Below are 19,668 nucleotides of genomic sequence, written 5' to 3'. Positions count from 1 at the left end.
TCCTTAGTTATTGTGATTAAAGCAATTAAGGGAGTGGAATGATGRTAGACATGACAAGTTTGTTGCGCTCACTCGATAACAACCACAAAGGGCTGCAATTGCTATTAGGCGACTTTTACAATGACTTTTCTGACGCAGCCCTAAATATAGAAGAGCTTCATAAAGGTAATCGTTTTGATGAACTCAACAGTTACTCAAAAAAGTTGAAAACCATCTTAACGTTGCTTTGCGACCAAGACCTTCCGCCCCAAATGGCCAAATTGGAACACTTGAGTAGGCACGAGTTCCCTGCGCCGGAAGAGCTTATAGCGGATATAAAAGCTGAATTGCACAACGTTAATCAACAAATCAACCACTTGTTGAATATTCAGGACGCAAGAGATGACTAGTAACCGAGGTCCGTCATGAGCAATAACCAAATAGAACATCACCTCAGAAAAGCACTGGTTTCCAATCATGAGGCTTCTAAAGTCACTGCGGATGACAATATCGTATTGGCGAGTGCTATGACCAGCGTTCAAAAAACATTGCTCATCATCTTTCTTCTCGCTTTGATTGCTATCGCTGTGGCATCACAAGCTCGTATTGACATTGTTGTTTCTGTACGTGGCGAACTGCTATTGGAATCGGATGTTGAGAAGGTTCAACATCTAGAGGGCGGGATATTAGAAGAGCTATTGGTCAGAAAAGGAGACGTTGTCTATGAAGGCCAACCTATTGCTCGTATACGATCACTCGACCGCAATACCCAGCTCGATACAGTCAATACAGAAATCGTTCAAATAGAGCTAGACAAGATTCGTTATGAAAGCTTACGCGATATGGTAGAACCGAACTTCGACGCTTTCATTGAAAAATACCCTGAGCAAGTCCAAGTTAACATGAACACGTGGAGGCAAGAGTTCTCTAAAAACCGTTCAAATGAAGAGCTCATCACTCACGATATTAAACACAAAAACTCGTTAATCAGTTCAATGTTAAAGCGCCGCAAAAGTTCAGAGAATCAACTATCTCTGATACGTAAGCAGCTCAACATCAAAAACACCCTTTATAAAGAAGAGATGGCGTCTTATGTCGACGTTCTGAACATGAAAGTACAAGAGTCGAATATGGTTCGTGAGATTGAGAACCTTGACGAGTCTGTGATGAATGAACGTTTTCAACTCGACAAACTGGAAAAGCAACACCGTGACTTGGTTGAGAATCGAAACTCTGAGTACCAAGCACAAATCATTCAAGCGAATAAAGACCTCAAGCTAAAGCAAATCATACAACCACAGCATTCCGACAAAGTTGATCGCCTGGTCGTCTACTCTCCGGTGGATGGTGTAGTCGACAAACTGCATTTCAATTTCCGTTCTGCTGTGATTCCGCCAGGTGAAAGTATCGCCGATATCGCACCGATCAATAACTCTCTTCACGGTGAAGCGAAGATCCCACGTAAAGACATGGGATTTGTCGAAATTGGTCAGGCAGTAAAAGTAAAAATGGATACCTATAACTTTGCAAAATACGGATTTGTTGAGGGAACCATCGCCTCAATCAGCCGTTCATCATACGAAGAAGAAGATGCAGAATTCTATTTAGCTGAGATTAAAATTGACCGTAATTTTCTTGAGCGAGGAGGCACTCAATACAAATTATCACCTTACATGGAATTTACCGCCGATGTAAAAACAGGCTCACGTCGCGTGATCGAATACGCGGCGAAACCCGTGATGTCAGCCATCGAGGATGCTTTCGATGAGAGGTAATCAATGAGCGGAAAACCTTCGTACCATATTTCCGTACCCGCTCTACGCTTAAGCATACTATTTAGCGTGGTATTGGCAGCGCTCGCTTTCTATTTATACTTTTCTTGGTCAAAAGTAGACTCCGTTGCACAAGTGCAAAGCGCCCCACTGCTCATACAAGCCCAGAAGCTTAATCAGACCATCGAACAAGATATTCAAACTCTACAACAGTGCTTAAGTACCAACACTTGCGGTACTAACGAATTCAACCTAGTTAACTTGAAGCGTGAAATTGATGAATTTCGCTCTTTAGCCTCTTTGAACAAAACCGAGTTCAGCTTAGTTGGGGCAACTGAATACACACAACTGGAATTAGCGATAAATCGTTTCTCCGATAGCCCAAAAACACGTAACGACGTATTAGGCTTGTACCTTTCATTGACCAATAACTATCTGCAGATGGACGATAACTATCGCACCATGTTTAGCAACCATGCAAATGACTTAATGTCAGAGAAAAACGAGTTCTTTATCTGGTTGTTTATGGTGGTCGTAATATTGGCTGTGATTACGATTTTATCCAACTCAGTCGCTATGCTGAAACTGAAGAAATCCAGCTCTAACGAACGCGAAATCGACGATGAATTCGATACCCTGTATCAAGAGCTGAAGCAACTCGATTTACAACGGCTTGAAGAGCTTCTTAACGAAGTGAGCATCAATCCAAAGCAACGCCAGATCTACTCTCACTTGAAGTTAATCTTCGGTAAATTGGAAGACCAAAAACGCAATAACGATCTCTACAAACAGCTGTACGCATTAATCGGTTATGAGATTCGCGGAATCACCAATACCATCAACGGTGGTGTCCAATATCTGATTCAAGAAACCGATGAAAACGGCGTATTGATGGCGAAGGATATTACCTCGGCATGTAGTACTTTATCTGAGTTAGCAGAAAACTATAATCGTCTGATTTCACAGGGCACAGAAAGTAAATCAAGCGAATTTTCACTACTCAACGTACTGTCGGAATTAATGGTTCATATCAGCGCTAAAATTCAGCGAAATGAAGGCGAACTGGACTGCTTTATCTCTGACAACTTACCCCATCGTGTAGAAGGCCAATCCACCAGCTTATTCTGGATATTGTTCCTGCAGCTTTCCAATGCTATTCAACTCAAATCAAATAAGAAACTGTTTGTGACGATTGAATCGGGTGCGGCGTCAGACATGGAAAATACCCGTGTCACCATCAACCTCAACTTCTTATCAACGCTGGATGTCTCTGTTGCCAAGCTCAATAAACTCCATTGGAGCGCACACAAAGACCATACGACCAACACCGATGACTTAGCAAAAAGCGTTCTGAAAGATTACGGATATTACGAGAGTCACTGGTTCCAGTCAGGGGCTCAGGAACGTTTTCAGATTGAGCTTGATCTTAAAGCTAAGAACTTCCACACAGAGAAGACTCGCTTCGATGGCAAGCGTTTACTGCTGTGCGCCAATACTCAAATCCGTATCGATGTGATGAAGAAGATGCTCAGCAATTTGGGGCTGGACATCACCGAGATTCGCACTGCAAATGAGCTTTTCTCAGCGGCGAAAACATTCGGTGATTACGACGCGATTATGCTGACCGATACCTTTGAACCCAACAAGCTGCCGTCGTTGAGTAAAACAGTGAAATCCCAACTAAAAAATCATCCCAACACCAAATTGCTACTGTCAGTGACTAGCACTCAGCAAGCACAAGAGTGTCATAGCTTCGTCGACAAGATCATCAACGCCCCTGCTATCCCTTACGAGTTTATTCCTAATTTGCTCACCATTATGGAAGCGGAAGCATCAGAAGAGCAGATGGAGAACAGCTCATTCCTTATCGTAGAAGATGACCGAGTTCAGCAGATCTTACTGAAACGAATTCTGACCAAGCAAGAGTATGAACCAGACACCGTTGGCGATGGTGCCGATGCCGTGAAGCACTTCATGAATAAACGTTCTGACATCATCTTCATGGATTGCATCATGCCGGGTATGGGCGGCATCGAAGCCACAAAACGCATTCGCCAATTCGAACAAGAAAACGAGAAAAACCCTTGCACCATCATAGGTGCAACCGCATTGACCAGCAGTAACGAACACCAGGCTTGTATTGAAGCCGGAATGGATTACGTGATCAGCAAACCTTATAAAAGCGACCAAATCATCAAGGTGATCAACAAGTATGTGGCGGTACAGAAACTTAACTAGCAGCATACTAGCTGCACTCGCATTCAGCACGACACCTTCAGCATCGGCGACGACCCTGCTAGAGGCGGTAGAGCTCGGCCTGCAAAACAGCCTGTCTCTTCGTGCCAGTGATAAAGGCGTGGAAGAAAACGAGTACAACATTGGTATCAGTCGCTCTAAATTTCTGCCGTCACTCAATGGTGCAGCCGATACCACATGGAATGAGAATGAAACCTTGCTATCTAGCGTGCCCGATGAAACCTCTAGCTATAACTCAAACAGCTACAGTCTTTCGTTATCCCAATCCATATTCAATCTGGGTGACATTTTCAAATATGGGACAGCAAAGCTCGACTTCAATATCGAAGAAATTAAACACGAGAACAAAATCCAAAGCACCATTTCGGAAATCGGGTCTCAATACTTTGAGTATTTGAAGAACAACGCCCAAATTAAAGCGACCAGGGTTGAACTCAAATCGTCTGAAACGCGTGAACATCAAATGCGACGCAATGTAGAGCTAGGTAACACCGCCGCCAGTGAATTGTACGAAGTGATTGCTCAGAAAGAAGGCGTGTCGAACCGATTAAGAACCTTGCAGAAAGATCGACGTGTCATTCTCAACGGGCTGTCGATCCAAATTCAATACCCTATTACTCCGTCGCAAGACATATACGAAAGCGTGCCTTTAAAAGAGATAAATGAGACAGAGCAGCGCTCAATTATGGATCAAGCATTAAAGCTCAATAACGACTTATTAGTAGCAAAGAAAAACGTAGAAAGAAGCCGTAGAGGCTTAAAAGAGAGCGGTTCAAACTTCTTACCAACTGTATCGCTTTCAGCCAGCTATCGACATGATGACGCCAATAACTACGATAAAACCGACATTACAGCGACAGGTGAAAGTAACTCAACCAGCGTGGGCTTAAACCTCGCTGTGCCTATTTTATCTGGTGGTTCTGATTATTATAAATATCAAAAATCGTCGACAGCAATTGAACGAACTGAGCTGCTTTATCAAGACTCGCTGTACACCACACGTAACAATGTGAACACTGCAATCCTCAACATTAACGACTTTTCTCAGTCTATCAGCAGTTACGAAAACATCATTCGCGCCAACTACGCCTCTTATAAAGGGATCCAAAGAGCCTACCAATTAGGCACGCGTACCATCACCGACTTGCTAGCAGCGGAAAGTAAACTGTTCAGCGCTTTGAGAGACTACGAAAGCGCACGTTACGACTACATCATCGAAACCATCAAACTTGAGCAAATAAAGGGGGCCCTCTCTGTACAATCTATAGAGAGTATCATGCAATTGATGAGTGATATTGAGGGGCGAGACAGTCAAGATTTGGTGCCTAAACACCTTCTCTCAACGGAGTCATTGAAGAAAGGAGATCGTAATGCAAACTGAACAGTTTTCGCAAAAGATCAATATAGCCGATAAGTGTTATCTGACTTTCTCAACGATAATTTCGACCCTGTTTGGCTTGGTACTGCCCTTCTCTATTCTGATCATTTTTGACCGAGTGTTACCTAACCAAGCACAAGATACTCTGTACTTATTATTCGCAATTATCTTGATTTCTATCTTCCTCGACTATCACTTAAAAAATCAGGAAGAGAAGATCTCCTCAGTCATCATGAGGCAGTTTGAGACCAACTTAACCAATAAAGTATTTCAATCCATCTGTTTGGCTGAGATCTCTAAATTCCGCCGTTTAGAACCGGGCGAATACCTAGAACGAATCTCAACCATTCCTGAACTCAAGACCTTCTTTGGCGGGGAATCCGTTCGAGCACTCATCAACTTTGCTGTTAGCGTCATCACCATACTTATTATTGGATTAATCAACTTATGGGCTGGCATTACTATTTTACTCGCCTCCATCATCCTCGCTATTTTTGCTTGGCACATTTCTAAACAGAAAATTGGTAGCCTTAAAAGCAAATCCGATATCGAAGGTTTAACAACATCAAAAATCATTGAGATCATCTCTAGCCCACTGGATATCAAATCCAGGAATATGGAGTATCGCGTCGAAAGTTTAATGACACAGATGGTCGAAGAGCGTGAAGTTGAAAACATCAAATATGAGCAAATCGAATCGAACTTCGGCTTAATATTATCACTCATCCAACAACTCTCCATTGCTTGCGTTGTTGTGGTTCTGGCAATCGCGGTGATTAACATGGAATCAAGCCAAGGCATCATGGCTGCAATTATCATGTTGACCAACCGTTACTTTGCGCCGTATCAGCAAGTGATGCGAACCGCGAGTCGTTGGGAATTAAATAAACTCCACATCCAACGCATAGCAGAATTATTGGAACTCGTTGCTTCTGTAGAACAGCAAGATGAGACAACCGAAGTTAAACGCATTTCGGTTAAGTATTCTGGAAAGCAGCGTATCGAATTCGAACTTGGGCAAGCTTATTTACTCACGGGAAAAAGTGGTTCAGGTAAAACCCACCTCGCGAACTGTATTACTAGGCAGAGCAAAGACAGCAAACTGGATATCATGATTAACGATACCGCTCTCGATGACATTAACTACAACGTTTGGCGTAACAGTGTCTTGATGGTCGATAAAACCAGTTCGTTCGTCGAAGGCACCATTATCGATAACCTCACCTGCTTCCGGCCAAGCTTGAATAACACGGCGTTTGCACTGTGTGAAACCATGAACATCAAAGCGCAAATTGATGGGCTTCCTGCCGGTTTTTATACAGAACTCAAAGGCCATATGCGTAACCCATTCTCACGCCAAGTTGGCTATGCCTTATTATTGGTTCGCGCCCTGCTCGCCAGTAAACGTGTATTGATATTTGATGACATCGATTGTGTCTTTGATGAGGAGTTTGCGCGCGTTGTTCTTACCAGTACCGCTTATCGTGCCAATGACAAAATCCTAATCATCGCCAGTAATAAGATGGACAAACTTAACCACCGCCTCAAACGCGTAAAACTTACCGGAGGTGACCAATGAGTATCCTAGTAGACTTCAATAATGTGCCGCAACGTGTCTTGGATTTTGAATCTAGCGGATACGACGAACGTTACAGTCAATCGCCACTTATTCGTGGCTTGGCCTACACCCTGATAGCACTCGAATGGGAAGGCACACCCGCGATACTCAGCGATGCTTTTATTCCAAAACCCAAAGACGGCGACAGTTTTACTGCGACCATCGAGCGTCTTGGATATCGCTGTGATGTGACCAAGCTAAAGACACTCGAGAATATCGATAAGTACCCTCACCCATGCTTTATTGAAATAGAGAATCTAAGTGCAATCTTCTTAGGTACTAACGATGGAAAGTTGCTGCTGTTTGATTACACGAACAACAACACCATTGAATATCCAATGTGTCAAAAACCCTGCTTGCTGATTTCTATTAGCGAGTACTCTCGTCTATTCCGCGAACCACCGCCGGAATCGCAAGACAGAAGCAATTGGATTAAATACGCTTTCTATCGCTATAACAATGAGCTAAAGAGCTTAATCATTCTGAGTTTCGTCATCAGTATTCTAGGTGCGTTGCAACCCTTCTTTATTATGAGTGTTTACAACTTCGCACTCACTTCGAGTTCTGAGGCGACACTGTATTGGTTAACTCTGTTTGCCATCATTGTCGGCTTCTCTGAATACTTCTTTAAGAAAATGCGCGTCAACATTATTGCGACCTCCGGTAAAGATCTCGCCGTTCACATCTCGCAAGCCGTGATATCTAAGTTACTGTGGCTACCCTATGCGATGACATCCACTGCCGGGGTCTCTTCCCAGTTGGCCCGTTTGAACGATATCGACACCTTCCGGCGCTTAGTCACCGCAGAATCCACCCTCAGCTATTTTGATATGCCGTTTGTGATCGTATTTATCATCGCCATTGCTCTGATGTCTGGTACAGCGGCGTTGGTAGTAATGGGTGGCTTAATACTGATGTTAGTGTTCTGTATTTACTCACGCTATAGCTATTCACAAGCCACATCCAAAAGCTCGCGCGCCAATGCGATGGTCTCGTATCAATGGAACGAAATCCTTCGTGGCATCAAAACTATCCAAGGCCTACCTTTACTTCGTGTCGTTCAATCTCGATTCAGTGCATCACATATGCAAAGCACCAGCGATGCCGAGAATGTGGCTGTGACAAACAGTAAGATTCAAGCTGCTGGTGGCAGTCTAATTCAAGTGATTGGCACAGCCAGTATCGTTGCCGCGGTTATTGGCGTAATGGATGGTACTTCTGATGCGGGTGCCATGCTCGCGACTGTCATTCTGGTTTGGAAGGCACTAGGTCCTATCATGGGGATCTATAACTCCATTTCTAAGTACCAGTCGATTAAGGCTTCAGCAGCCCAAATCAACAATTTGATGTTGATGAATGATGACAAATTGACCTTAGAGAAAAGCCCACCGATTCGCCTATTCCAAGGCAGCATTGTAGGTAGTGGTGTCAGTCATCGATACGCAGGAGCCGCGACCGGCTTAACCAACCTTGGTTTCAAAATTCCTCCCTGTGCCAAAGTCGTCATTGGTGGCCCTACAGGATGCGGTAAAACCACCTTAATTTCAATCATTGCTGGTTTAGAAGAGCGCTATCAAGGTGCGGTGTCTGTCGATGGATACAACATTAAACAGTTCAATAGCTACCGTTATCGAACGTCAATTAACTACATCCCTTTTAATTTGCACATTTTCGAAGGCTCACTTGAGACCAACTTCATTCTACATAACGGGCTTATTCCAACAGACAAGATGCAAGAAATGATCAGCTTCTTCGAGTTAGATGAGTGGCTTCCGGATGGCTTAGCGACTCAGTTAAGCGTGGATAAATGCAAAAACCTTCCAAATGGAATTCAGCAAAAACTGCGTCTCGCGCTTGGCTTAGGTGACTGCGAGCAATCTCTGATTATCATTGATGAGCCGTTCAATGGTGTAGAGCAAGAAAACGCTCAATACTTTAACCGTCTGTTCTCCGATAAATTGTTGAATAAAACCGTGATTTTTTCGACGAGTGATCCTGGTTTGATCGCAACATCAAACATGAGTTTAGTGCTGGAGCCAGATGGCAATTTGAAATACTTTGGCTTAACAGACAAATACTTAAATAGTTTAAGCTAAAACCATAACGCTTAATCGCAATTCACTCTTTAACGAGAGAGATGTAATTGACAAATTCATAAGCGAGAGAGATTATTCATCCCGATACTCAAGGTAACAAGGAAGAAAATGTCCACATTCGTTGTCGACAAGCTGGATGTCGTTTACTCATCCGCAATCCCTGAAAAACATATATTTCAGGGCGGTGACGTGCCTGAAGAAGAAATCGAACTCCGAGAGATCGTTGAGGTATGGTACGAGTGTGCATTTCTACCCGCATTCAACCTCAAGAAAATAGACATCGCAAACAAAGCTGAGCTCACCGTTATCCAGAGACATGTTTTGGATACTGACACGAGCACGCTCGCATTCCTGCTTACAAACAAAGCGTATCGAGCGGCTCTTAACCGAATGTTGGGCGTTTGGACATTGGAATCTTCTGCAAAAACAGTGTTAGAACAACTCCTATTCGGAGTAAACCAAGACAAAATTGGTTCAAAACAGCCTATCCAATAGGCCACATTTCAACACGGATAAAAGACAAACTGACCGAAGATAACTATTGGTGGTGTCAAAGCCACTATCTTTTAAGGTAAGTTTAGGAATCAAAAGAAATTACACCTACACCACACTTCCATTAAATTTACCGTCTCAAAGTTTCTATATTGCCATTTTTATTCTACTGTTTTTATATAAAACCGTTGAACGGAATCTTATATGGCATTCACAGTCTGGAATAACCTTTCAGTCAAACACAAGCTCTTTGGCTTAGTTTTACTCCCTATTTCACTACTCCTTTTTTTAGCGGGTAGGCAGGCTCATGTTTTAACGACTCAGTTAGCTGACTTTGAACGAACAAGTCAATTGGCTGAATACTTAGAAGATGTTTCGCTGTTATACAAAAGCACTTTAACACCTAACGCCGAAGAATTTGTTGAGCGAAGTGAACAGCTCAATGTGAATTTAAAAGCCCTCGCCCCTAATCTTTTTAAAGAGGGTGATCAAGAAGTTAATCAATTAATCGCAGACTTCAGTCAAGCCACATTGTCAATGATAAAAAGCACTGACAGTTATGACAAACTTAACGCCATTGAATGGCAAAGTCATTTATACCAGCAACTGTTACTCACAATCGAAAAAGTGCCTTTCGACGTCACCAAACGAGAGATTCAACAACACCTTGCTGCTTTACTGCAGATAGAGTGGCTGATGTTTTGGTCAAACGAAGAGTTTAAGTTAAGTTCATCTTTAGTTGATATCTACCAACAAAAGAATGAATACGATTTTGAACTGGCGGAGACCATCGAAGGCCTAAGTGCACGCCAACTCCTATTTTTAGAACGTTTCGTGGCTTTGAATACGAATGAACGCCAAGTCTCGTTAATGGTGGAAGTATTTAAAAACGATGTTTTTATTCAAAGCCAAGAAATTCGTCATGAACTTCATGATATTTCGGGTACACAACAGCTGACGCGTGAAGAAATAGTCAGTGGGTTAAAGGCCATGAACACTCGCTTTAGCTTGTTACAAAATCTAGAAGATATCATCAAACACGAGTTTAAAGTTGAGGTTGCTCAAGCCATCTCAAATGCTCAGATGCAAAGAACCCTGTTTATTACTATCGTTACGTTGCTGGCTGCAATCGTCATGGGGTTGGCGTTGAACCTTGCAAGACAAGTGACCAATAACCTTGAATTAGTGCTTAATTTTTTAAAACATGAGAAAGGTGAACCACGCCCCTCTTTAAAGCAATTGATTCAAGGTAAAGATGAACTCAGCCTGTTTGTCCAACAGGTTGAACGATTGACCATAGAAAAAGACAATGCTCAAGAAAAACTAACCCAAGCAAAAGAAGATGCAGAGAAAGCCAAAGATGACGCTGAGCAAGCGAAAGATAATGCAATCCAAGCAAGCAAAGCCAAAAGCAGCTTCTTAGCCAACATGTCACATGAAATTCGTACTCCCTTGAATGGAGTCATCGGTATCTCGGAGATTTTGTCCGATACTCCTCTAACCCCCACACAACGCGATTACGTTGATACAATTGAAACCTCGTCTCAACTGCTACTAAGTTTAATCAACGATATCTTAGACTTCTCTAAAATTGAATCTGGCATGCTATTAATTAGCCCACACTCGGCGTCCATTAGAGAGTCAATATATGACATCGCATCCATTGTTGTGCCAAAAGCAAAAGAACAAAACATCTCACTTAACGTCGACATCAGTCCAGACACACCGGCACGAGTGATGATAGACGATCACCGTTTAAGACAAATCATAATGAATTTTATGTCGAACGCGGTCAAGTTTACTACAGAAGGTGGCGTGACATTATCGATCCAAACGCTCAAAAAAGCAGAAAACAGTGTCACCACTCGGTTTGCTGTACGAGACACAGGTATTGGGATCAATTCACAACAACAAAAACAGATATTTGAACCCTTTGCTCAAGAAGATAATTCAACGACACGCCAATTTGGTGGTACGGGGCTCGGCCTAGCTATCAGTACACAATTGGTTGAACTGATGGGGGGACAAATTCAACTCGACTCTGTTAAAGGTAAAGGGAGCTGTTTCTACTTCGACCTAGATTTACCCATTGATCTCGTCTTGCCTAAACCAAGTGTAGCGACCGGTAATATCTATATTCTGAGCAACGATAAGATGCTTTCACAACGAATAGAAAGTGAACTTAACCTTTATGGGTTAGAGGTAACTCAGACCACCAATGACACAACGGCAATGACACAACAACTCGCCACTCAAAAATACTCAAAGCCAATCACCGTCGTTTTCGTGGAAGATGACGCATTCCTGGCGAGCGACTACGTAGATCACTTAGCTAAGCTGCATTTAAACGGCATCACTATCTGTTTGATACGATCATTCTTAAGTGAGCCAGCGGATCTTGGCGACTATGTTACAGCGCAAGTCGCGCACCCCTTGCTCGGCTTGCGTTTAATTAAAGCGATTGAGCTTTGTGATATACGAGGGTTAACAGAACTATCAAAGATAGGCCTGCAACCGAGAGAAATCCAAGATAAAATCCTCATCGTCGAAGACAACAAGATCAACCAGAAGATTGCTGGGCTCCATGTCGGTAAGAGTGGCTTTGAATTCGAGTTTGCGAATAATGGGCAAGAAGCCATTGACATGTTCACCGCTAACCCTGATTACGCGGCGATACTTATGGATTGCATGATGCCCGTTATGGATGGCTTTGACGCCACAAGCAACATCCGACGAATTGAAAAAGAAACAGGGGCAACCCGTCGCGTCCCGATCATTGCATTGACCGCCAGTGTCATCGATGACGATATCCAGAAGTGTTTCGACGTGGGTATGGATGACTACGTACCAAAGCCATTCAAGTTCGAGACGCTTAAAGAGAAAATTATCACCTCGGTCGAAGCAATGCCCCTCCCCGCGTTCCATAGTGCCCAACCTAAGAAACAACCCGCAACCGTCACTCCAATTCTCAACGTGGTAGCAGAAAAACCTATTTTGCTAGAGGAAACGGAACAAAAACCAACGCCACTCAAACCTGAGAAAATACTGCTAGTTGAAGATAATAGAGTGAACCAGAAAGTTGCTTCTATAATGCTAAAAAAGGCCGGTTATGCCTTTGAAATTGCAGACAATGGGCAGATTGCTGTAGACATGTACCTAAACGACAGTAGCTTCGATATCATTCTGATGGATTGTATGATGCCCGTTATGGACGGTTTCACAGCAACAAGAGAGATCAGAAAACACGAGAAAAACCAAGGCTTAAGTAAAACGCCTATTATCGCGTTAACGGCCAGTGTTATCGATGATGATATTCAAAAGTGCTTTGATTCAGGTATGGATGGGTATGTCGCGAAGCCTGTAAGTAAAGAGAAACTACTAAACCAAATAGAAAGCGTCGCTTGTTAACAAAGAACCTACAGATTGGAGCGAACCTCAATTGGAATACACCGACATTGGAAACGAATGTAAAAACGTTAACACAAGAATGGATTGATTAAGGTTTCATCTTCAACGCTTCTCAATACTATTACGTGTACGTAGGTCAAGCGTGCTAATCGCTTAGTGAACCCAAAGTGACAACCGTACGTCAACTTCGTTGTCATTGAAAAAATCAAAGCCACTCGAGTATATCGACTGGCTTGATTTACACTGGATCTGCTTAAACTCACGAGTTTGAGCTGACTCGTTTCTCTTTCAACTGCTCGATAACATAATCTGGAGCCACTTTGCCCAGTTCGCTTAAACAATCATCGGTCTTTTCATTACCATAACGCACATAGATATCGCACACCGCGTATAACTGCTCTGGAGAGCCTGAGATCAAATACGCGGTCTCGAACGATTTCGTCGACTTGTCGATATCCAACGCTTCTTGTAATACCCCATTTAGGTACCAATAATAGCTGTTATCTTTCGCTAGCTTCGCAGCCACTTCAATCTCTTTAGCTGCCGCGGTCTTGTCTTCAAGACGAACCAGAGTCAGCGATTTCGAATAGTGCAGAGCAGCATTGTTTGGTACGTTCTCCAAACCACGATCTAACACTTCGACTGCTTGTTGATCTTTGTTCTGTGCACGAAAATTATCTGCGTAGCTCAACCAAACCTGTGCTTCTTTTGGGTAAGTCTTGATCAGCTCTAGATAAACCGTCTCCGCCTTATCCCAGTCATTGTGCCAACGGAGCACATCAGCAAACAGTAATTGATACTTTTCGGACTTTTGCATTTCTAAGAAGTGAATCAACTCTGTAACTGGTGGTTCAATTTGTGCTTTCTGGTCGTTATCTAACGCATTGAAATCACGAATTAAATTGGATGTCGCCGTGTGGCGAACCATAGAATCTGTATCGCTCAGCAAAGGCGAAACTAACACCCAACGGTGCTCAAGTTGGTAAGGTTCAGAACCGATAATCGCCGCCTCACGAACTTCAGGGTTTTGATCTTTTAAGCCTCTTGCCACCGCCACCAGCGCATTTTGGCTTGGGTATGAAGCAAGCGCTTGCAGTGCACTAATACGATTTTCAACGGATTGATTCTGATCTTGTGCCATGTAAGACAACTGTTGAATGCGGGTTTGAGTGTCCGTCACTTCAAGCACTTGATTGATATTTTGTGCTGGCGCGTCAACCATTTTTTGAACGCTATTCGCTGCCAGCGCAGACGTTGAACTCAATGCGGATGTTGAAATCAATGCGGACGTTGAAACCAATAAAGCAACAGCCGTCGCTAAACTCTTCTTCATCATAGTATTACCTTAAACTGGAGAACTTAGCCTGTCCTTAGACTCGTATCTGATTAAATTTTTCTTGGATCTTTTAACCCAAAGAAAGAGTTAAAACTTGGTCTCGAACGTAGCTTGTTGCGCCTGTTTTGCTCGATGCGCCATTAATACTGAGTCGCTGAATTTGCCATGTGCGACTGGATGCCCCATCGCGCGAGCGATATACGCCATCGACTTATCGACATGAGAAAAGAACTTGTGCCAACCTGCACATAAGTAGTTCAAGCCCGATTCGCCTGCACGGGTTTTGATAAAGCGGTTCTTAGGGCACTCACCATGACAAGCGAACTTGTAATCACATTGCTGACATTGACTGGTCAGTGTGCGTGATTTAGCAAAGCCAAACTTTTGCTGTGCTGCGCTGTACGCCAAATCATCAAGTTTCTCGTGATGAATATTGCCAATTTTGTACTCAGGGTAAACATAGTGATCGCATGAGAATACGTCGCCATTTGGCTCCATTGCCAAGCCCTTTCCGCATATCTCATTTAAGGTACACAGAGGGTTCGGGCGACCAATCCATGTTTCTACGCTCGCTTCAAAATACTGTACAAACACCTTACCAATGTCGTTCTTCGCCCACTCATCAAATACAGAAATAAGGAAATTACCCCAAGCTAAATCCGACACACACCACGATTCCATGATCGAGTCTTTATGCCCCGGAATCAGGCGTTTGTCGCCTTGTTTTAGCTGCTCGCTCACTTGGGATGTTTGTGGTGCAACCGTTCTAAAGGTTTTCTGTTCAACGATAGGAATAAACTGCATTTGTGGAGACTTCACCACATCACGTAGGAAGCGATACACCTCAAGTGCATTTTGACTGGTGAGATTATTCACACAAGTCAGCGTTGCGAACTTCACTTGGTGTTTGTGCAGCAGCTCCACAGCCGCCATCACTTGTTTGAAGGTGCCGCGTCCAGCACGATTAGTACGGTAGGCGTTGTGCAGCATCTCTGGGCCATCAATACTCAAGCCGATCAGGAAGTTATTCTTCGCAAGAAACTCCGCCCAATCGTCATTTAACAATGTGCCGTTAGTTTGTAAGTCATTTGAAATCAATACACCTTCAGGTTGGTACTTTTTCTGTAGCTCAACCACGCGTTCAAAATACGCTAAACCGAGCATAGTCGGCTCACCACCCTGCCATGAGAAGATGATTTCAGGGGTATTTTGACCTTCAATGTATTGTCGGATGTAGCTTTCTAACGTCTCATCATCCATTCGAGGAGAACGACCTTTCTGGTACTCCAACAAATCTTGCTTACTTAGGTAGTAACAATATTTACAGTCAATGTTGCACGCTGCACCAATCGGCTTAGCCATGACATGCAAGCGCTTAGACGCTTTACCGTTATATTGTGGACCTTGAGTAATATGCATGATTTACCTACCTATTTTAGTATTCTGGAGCCATCATAATTCCTATTCGATCAAGTGACATGTTATACCCTTTATAACCAATAGGAATGACCTTAAACGTTAGAATTAGACCCTATTTCGAACATCTGAGGCACGTGATGAAATTTCTTAATTACAAACAGTTAGCAACAATTAGCAGCGTCACCATGACTATTCTTCTGAGTGGCTGTGCAAGCGTGCCTACACACCCCATCGCCCAACAAATTGACCAACATATGGTGCTAGTTGAAGGTGGTACATTCACCATGGGTTCGAACGAACCTGAAGCAAGCAAAGCAGAACGACCAGCGCGAGATATAACTGTAGATAGTTTCTACATCGCCAAGTTTGAAGTGACTCAAGAATTGTTCGAGTCGGTAATGGGTTCATCTCTCAGTTATTTCCAAAACCCACAAATTCCGGTCAATAACTTAAGTTGGCAACAGGCGAACTACTTCGTTGAACAATTGAACGAACTTACGGGTGAAGAATACCGTTTACCAACTGAAGCTGAGTGGGAATTTGCAGCGAAAGGTGGCAACAAGAGCAAGGGCTATACTTACAGTGGTTCCAACAACTTAGATGATGTTGCGTGGTACTCAGCAAATTCTAAAAATCGCGCCCATCCCGTCGGGCTAAAGAAACCAAATGAACTAGGCTTATATGACATGACAGGAAACGTGGGCGAGTTTGTTATCGATGCCTTCGATGACACCTTCTACCGATTCGGCCCAACAGACAACCCAAACAACGCAAAACACAGCGACGTCGGTTTATCACACAAATCAGTTCGCGGTGGCAGCTTTGCTTATGACGAAAATGAATCTGAAAGTTACCGTCGTGATTTTGCAAGCCAATCGATCACCATGTCCGACATGGGCTTACGTTTAGTGAAGGATACGAACTAGCTAAAGATGTGCACGAGTTAAAGGTGCCGAAAGTTACGGCTCACTAAAGCCTCACCACAAGACTAAAAATACGATTCGCACTGTACACACGTTAGAAATCTGGCCAAACGGTAGAAATCTGCGAAAACACTGAACAAGGACACGCTATGCAATACACCCAACTTTCAGGACTCACACTCGCGTTACTCTGCGCTCTTCCAGCTTCAGCTGCGGAAAAGCCAAATCTCATCCTTCAAATCACGGTAGATGGTCTGCGCGCAGATCTAATCGAACGATATAAGCACAACTTCGGTGAAGGCGGTTTCCGGTACTTAATGGATAATGGTACTTACTACACCAACGCGAACTACCAACATGGCAACACAGAAACGATTGTGGGCCATGTATCGCTTGCAACAGGCGCTCCACCGAGCGTACACGGCATGGTAGGTAATGTTTGGTATGACCGTAGCGAAGAACGTTTGGTGTATAACGTAGAAGACGCTAATTACCAAATGCTGACCTCTGGTGCGGGTGTCGACAAAGCAACAGAGATCGACCCAACGCAGAAGACAGCACAAGGCGATGGCCGCTCTCCGGAGCCAATACTCTCCACCACATTTGGTGATGAGCTGACGATTTCCAATAGTGGCAAATCAAAAGTGTTCGGCGTATCTGTGAAAGACCGCGGCGCAATCTCATTGGCGGGACACAGTGGTAAAGCCTTCTGGTTCTCCAAAGCACAATCTGAATTTGTCACCAGTAACTATTATTACGACCAGTACCCAGATTGGGTATCACGCTGGAACGAGAAAGCGATTGCTGCTCAGTATTCCAAACAGAAATGGGCGCTCTCATTACCGCGTGAGAAATACACGTTGCAAGAACACGATACCGAACACAAAGTGAAACTCGGTGATTTCCAACGTACCTTCCCTCACCCATACGGTCCGGCAAGTTACAAGTACTACAGCACCACCCTAACCGTCAGCCCTGCTGGTGACGAAATCACAGAAAACTTCGCTAGCACCTTACTGATACAAGAGAAGCTTGGCCAAGGCGACGTGACTGATTATCTGTCTGTGAGTTTCTCATCAAACGACTACGTGGTGCACCTCTACGGCCCTGAAAGCCTAGAAACAGAAGACAACCTTATCCGACTTGATAAGACTCTCGCTAAGCTTTTCAAAACTGTGGATAACCAAGTCGGGCTAGAAAACACATTAATTGTGCTATCTGCCGATCATGGTGTGCCTGAATCTTCACCTGCGGCAAATGCGCTTGGTTTCAATCAAGCCCAATACTTCAATAAAGACACTCTACTCTCGAGTGGTGTTGAGAAACGATTGAAGGATGAATTTGGTCTAAGCAAAGACGCAATTCGTTTGTATGCGCAACCTTATATCTATCTGAATCATGATCTTATTGCTGAGAAGAAGCTAGATCTGGCTAAGGTACAAGAAGCCATTGCTGATGAAATTGCAAAAGTGAAAGGCGTTGCATTTGCTGTATCAAGCAGTGATATCGCAGCCAACCGAGTACCGGATACGCATGTGATGCAGCTCATCAAAAACAACTATCACCCTGCTCGTTCTGGCGACGTGTATGTAGTCTTTGCACCGCGCAGCTACATTAACGACATGGAAGGCCTACAAATTGCTTCAACTCATGGCTCACCTTGGAAATATGACACACATGTACCGGTTATTTTCGCTGGCTATGATGTGGACGCTAAGAAGGTTTCTCGTCCAATCACGCCATATGACATTGCGCCAACACTGTCGAACAAACTGGGTATCACCCAACCAAGCGGGTCAATTGGAGAAGTGCTGCAAGAAATCGTCGAGTAATCGAAACGACTGACGTTTGCCATTCAACGTTTTAAACCCTGTTCGACACACAAGAGCCGTTTTATCAAAACAGATTGATTCTAGAGAGATAAACGGCTCTTGTTGCCATTAGCTTTTCAGCTATCAAAGCGTATCGCTTTCATCTGTAATTTTAGTTCAAGTACCAACTATCGTCAGGTACTCCCCGATAGATATTCGTTAATAAATCGGTCTCGCGTCCCCAAAAGAACACTTAACTTACCTTTGAGATAGCTTTTGCTGCTGCTTTGATTTTAGCGCGCAGCCATTGATGACTTGTCTCGTTAGTGCGGCTTGGGTGCCAGATCATACACATATCGAGTTCTTCCAGTTCGAATGGTAATGGCAATGTTTTTACCGTGTACTTTTCAGCAAAACAACGCACTGATGAAATAGGCATAACACCAATCGCATCCGAACCCTCAATAACTGGAAGCATCTCAACAACGCCCGCAGCGCGATACACGATTCTACGTTTCTCCAACTCACTAAAATGGTCAGAACTTAATAAGCTTTTACGTGCATGCCAACGCGCAACCACTACATGTTCATGCGCTAAGAATTGCGCCATATCAATAGTGTCACCAATTGTCGGATGATCATGCCGACAAACAACCACAAGCTCTTCGGCAGATAGCACTTCATGCTTGAGTATGGTTCGTCCTCTTGGCGTCATGTCAATGATCACATCGTGCCTTTGCAGCCTTAAGTCTGACTCAAAATCTTCTGTAAACAGAGGGTGAACTTCTAACGCTATGTTAGGTGCAACTTGGCTGATCAACTGCATCGCTCTTGGCATAATTTCATAGCTTGCTGCGGAAACACAAGCAACAGAAAAAATACGATTTGATGTTTTAGGATCAAAATCGCGTGATGCAGACAGTGTTGATGTAAAGTTTTTCAAAGCCGCAGACATAGCTGGATAAATATCAATAGCAAAAGTGGTTGGCGCTACGCCTGACGTGGTTCGGTGAAACAGTGGCTCATCATAGATATCTCGCAAGCGTGCAAGCGCCTTACTCACAGCAGGTTGGCTTATATCCATGCGATTAGCAGCCCTAGATAAGTTCTGCTCTTCGTAGATAGCGACAAATATCGGAATTAAATTTAGCTCAGTACTTTTCATACAGTTCCATATTAA

General features: G+C 43.6%; 13 protein-coding genes. 10 read left to right on the top strand and 3 right to left on the bottom strand.

The annotated features are described in order from the left end of the window. Window positions 1-38: 38 nt before the first annotated feature. The 8 genes from L4B77_RS06000 (at window position 39) to L4B77_RS05965 (ending at window position 12,999) form a co-directional block, all read left to right on the top strand. A complete protein-coding gene (locus L4B77_RS06000; protein ID WP_429749151.1) occupies window positions 39-389 on the top strand; it encodes a hypothetical protein in 351 nt (116 codons plus the stop codon). Window positions 390-404: 15 nt separating this feature from the next. Next, window positions 405-1,754 carry an HlyD family type I secretion periplasmic adaptor subunit gene (locus L4B77_RS05995; RefSeq protein WP_261839920.1) on the top strand — a complete coding sequence of 450 codons (1,350 nt, stop codon included), beginning with the start codon at window positions 405-407 and terminating at the stop codon, window positions 1,752-1,754. Window positions 1,755-1,757: 3 nt separating this feature from the next. Continuing rightward, entirely contained in the window at window positions 1,758-3,989 is a 2,232-nt protein-coding gene (locus L4B77_RS05990; RefSeq protein ID WP_429749148.1) for an ATP-binding response regulator, read from the top strand. Continuing rightward, window positions 3,964-5,388 (top strand): TolC family protein, encoded by a 1,425-nt coding sequence (locus L4B77_RS05985; RefSeq protein WP_261839918.1) that lies wholly within the window; start codon window positions 3,964-3,966, stop codon window positions 5,386-5,388. The genes L4B77_RS05990 and L4B77_RS05985 overlap by 26 nt, the downstream gene beginning before the upstream one ends. After that, window positions 5,378-6,964 carry an ABC transporter transmembrane domain-containing protein gene (locus tag L4B77_RS05980; RefSeq protein WP_429749146.1) on the top strand — a complete coding sequence of 529 codons (1,587 nt, stop codon included), beginning with the start codon at window positions 5,378-5,380 and terminating at the stop codon, window positions 6,962-6,964. Before L4B77_RS05985 ends, L4B77_RS05980 begins: the two co-directional genes overlap by 11 nt. Then, window positions 6,961-9,099, top strand: a complete 2,139-nt coding sequence (locus L4B77_RS05975) for an ATP-binding cassette domain-containing protein (RefSeq protein ID WP_429749144.1) — start codon at window positions 6,961-6,963, stop codon at window positions 9,097-9,099. The genes L4B77_RS05980 and L4B77_RS05975 overlap by 4 nt, the downstream gene beginning before the upstream one ends. A gap of 108 nt (window positions 9,100-9,207) precedes the next feature. Further along, complete coding sequence (locus L4B77_RS05970) at window positions 9,208-9,594, top strand: hypothetical protein (protein WP_429749142.1); 387 nt, start codon at window positions 9,208-9,210, stop codon at window positions 9,592-9,594. Window positions 9,595-9,795: 201 nt separating this feature from the next. Then, window positions 9,796-12,999, top strand: a complete 3,204-nt coding sequence (locus L4B77_RS05965; RefSeq protein ID WP_429749140.1) for a response regulator — start codon at window positions 9,796-9,798, stop codon at window positions 12,997-12,999. Window positions 13,000-13,258: 259 nt separating this feature from the next. Here L4B77_RS05965 and L4B77_RS05960 read toward each other — a convergent pair whose 3' ends face one another. Next, window positions 13,259-14,335: a tetratricopeptide repeat protein gene (locus L4B77_RS05960; protein ID WP_429749138.1), complete on the bottom strand. Its 1,077-nt coding sequence runs from the start codon at window positions 14,333-14,335 to the stop codon at window positions 13,259-13,261. 87 nt (window positions 14,336-14,422) lie between these two features. Further along, on the bottom strand, window positions 14,423-15,754 hold the full coding sequence (locus L4B77_RS05955) for an anaerobic sulfatase maturase (RefSeq protein WP_429749136.1): 1,332 nt from the start codon (window positions 15,752-15,754) through the stop codon (window positions 14,423-14,425). Window positions 15,755-15,891: 137 nt separating this feature from the next. Between L4B77_RS05955 and L4B77_RS05950 the strand changes: the two genes are divergently transcribed. Next, complete coding sequence (locus tag L4B77_RS05950; RefSeq protein ID WP_429749134.1) at window positions 15,892-16,680, top strand: formylglycine-generating enzyme family protein; 789 nt, start codon at window positions 15,892-15,894, stop codon at window positions 16,678-16,680. Window positions 16,681-16,826: 146 nt separating this feature from the next. Continuing rightward, window positions 16,827-18,509, top strand: coding sequence for an alkaline phosphatase family protein (locus L4B77_RS05945; RefSeq protein ID WP_429749132.1), 1,683 nt, complete (start codon window positions 16,827-16,829; stop codon window positions 18,507-18,509). Between the two features lie 232 nt (window positions 18,510-18,741). Here the strand turns inward: L4B77_RS05945 and L4B77_RS05940 are convergent, their stop codons facing one another. After that, window positions 18,742-19,653 carry a LysR family transcriptional regulator gene (locus L4B77_RS05940; protein WP_429749130.1) on the bottom strand — a complete coding sequence of 304 codons (912 nt, stop codon included), beginning with the start codon at window positions 19,651-19,653 and terminating at the stop codon, window positions 18,742-18,744. Between the last annotated feature and the right edge of the window lie 15 nt (window positions 19,654-19,668).

The sequence above is a fragment of the Vibrio minamisatsumaniensis genome (assembly GCF_050337445.1).
Classification (GTDB): Bacteria; Pseudomonadota; Gammaproteobacteria; order Enterobacterales; family Vibrionaceae; genus Vibrio; species Vibrio artabrorum.
The sequence above is the reverse complement of the archived record's forward strand: the minus strand, read 5'-3'. Positions and strand labels throughout refer to the sequence as shown.

Bases quoted from the DNA above. Each gene is read 5' to 3' on its own strand.
- L4B77_RS05995 (WP_261839920.1), top strand. From the start codon at position 405: ATGAGCAATAACCAAATAGAACATCACCTCAGAAAAGCACTGGTTTCC.
- L4B77_RS05990 (WP_429749148.1), top strand. From the start codon at position 1,758: ATGAGCGGAAAACCTTCGTACCATATTTCCGTACCCGCTCTACGCTTA.
- L4B77_RS05985 (WP_261839918.1), top strand. From the start codon at position 3,964: ATGTGGCGGTACAGAAACTTAACTAGCAGCATACTAGCTGCACTCGCA.
- L4B77_RS05980 (WP_429749146.1), top strand. From the start codon at position 5,378: ATGCAAACTGAACAGTTTTCGCAAAAGATCAATATAGCCGATAAGTGT.
- L4B77_RS05975 (WP_429749144.1), top strand. From the start codon at position 6,961: ATGAGTATCCTAGTAGACTTCAATAATGTGCCGCAACGTGTCTTGGAT.
- L4B77_RS05970 (WP_429749142.1), top strand. From the start codon at position 9,208: ATGTCCACATTCGTTGTCGACAAGCTGGATGTCGTTTACTCATCCGCA.
- L4B77_RS05965 (WP_429749140.1), top strand. From the start codon at position 9,796: ATGGCATTCACAGTCTGGAATAACCTTTCAGTCAAACACAAGCTCTTT.
- L4B77_RS05960 (WP_429749138.1), bottom strand. From the start codon at position 14,335: ATGATGAAGAAGAGTTTAGCGACGGCTGTTGCTTTATTGGTTTCAACG.
- L4B77_RS05955 (WP_429749136.1), bottom strand. From the start codon at position 15,754: ATGCATATTACTCAAGGTCCACAATATAACGGTAAAGCGTCTAAGCGC.
- L4B77_RS05950 (WP_429749134.1), top strand. From the start codon at position 15,892: ATGAAATTTCTTAATTACAAACAGTTAGCAACAATTAGCAGCGTCACC.
- L4B77_RS05945 (WP_429749132.1), top strand. From the start codon at position 16,827: ATGCAATACACCCAACTTTCAGGACTCACACTCGCGTTACTCTGCGCT.
- L4B77_RS05940 (WP_429749130.1), bottom strand. From the start codon at position 19,653: ATGAAAAGTACTGAGCTAAATTTAATTCCGATATTTGTCGCTATCTAC.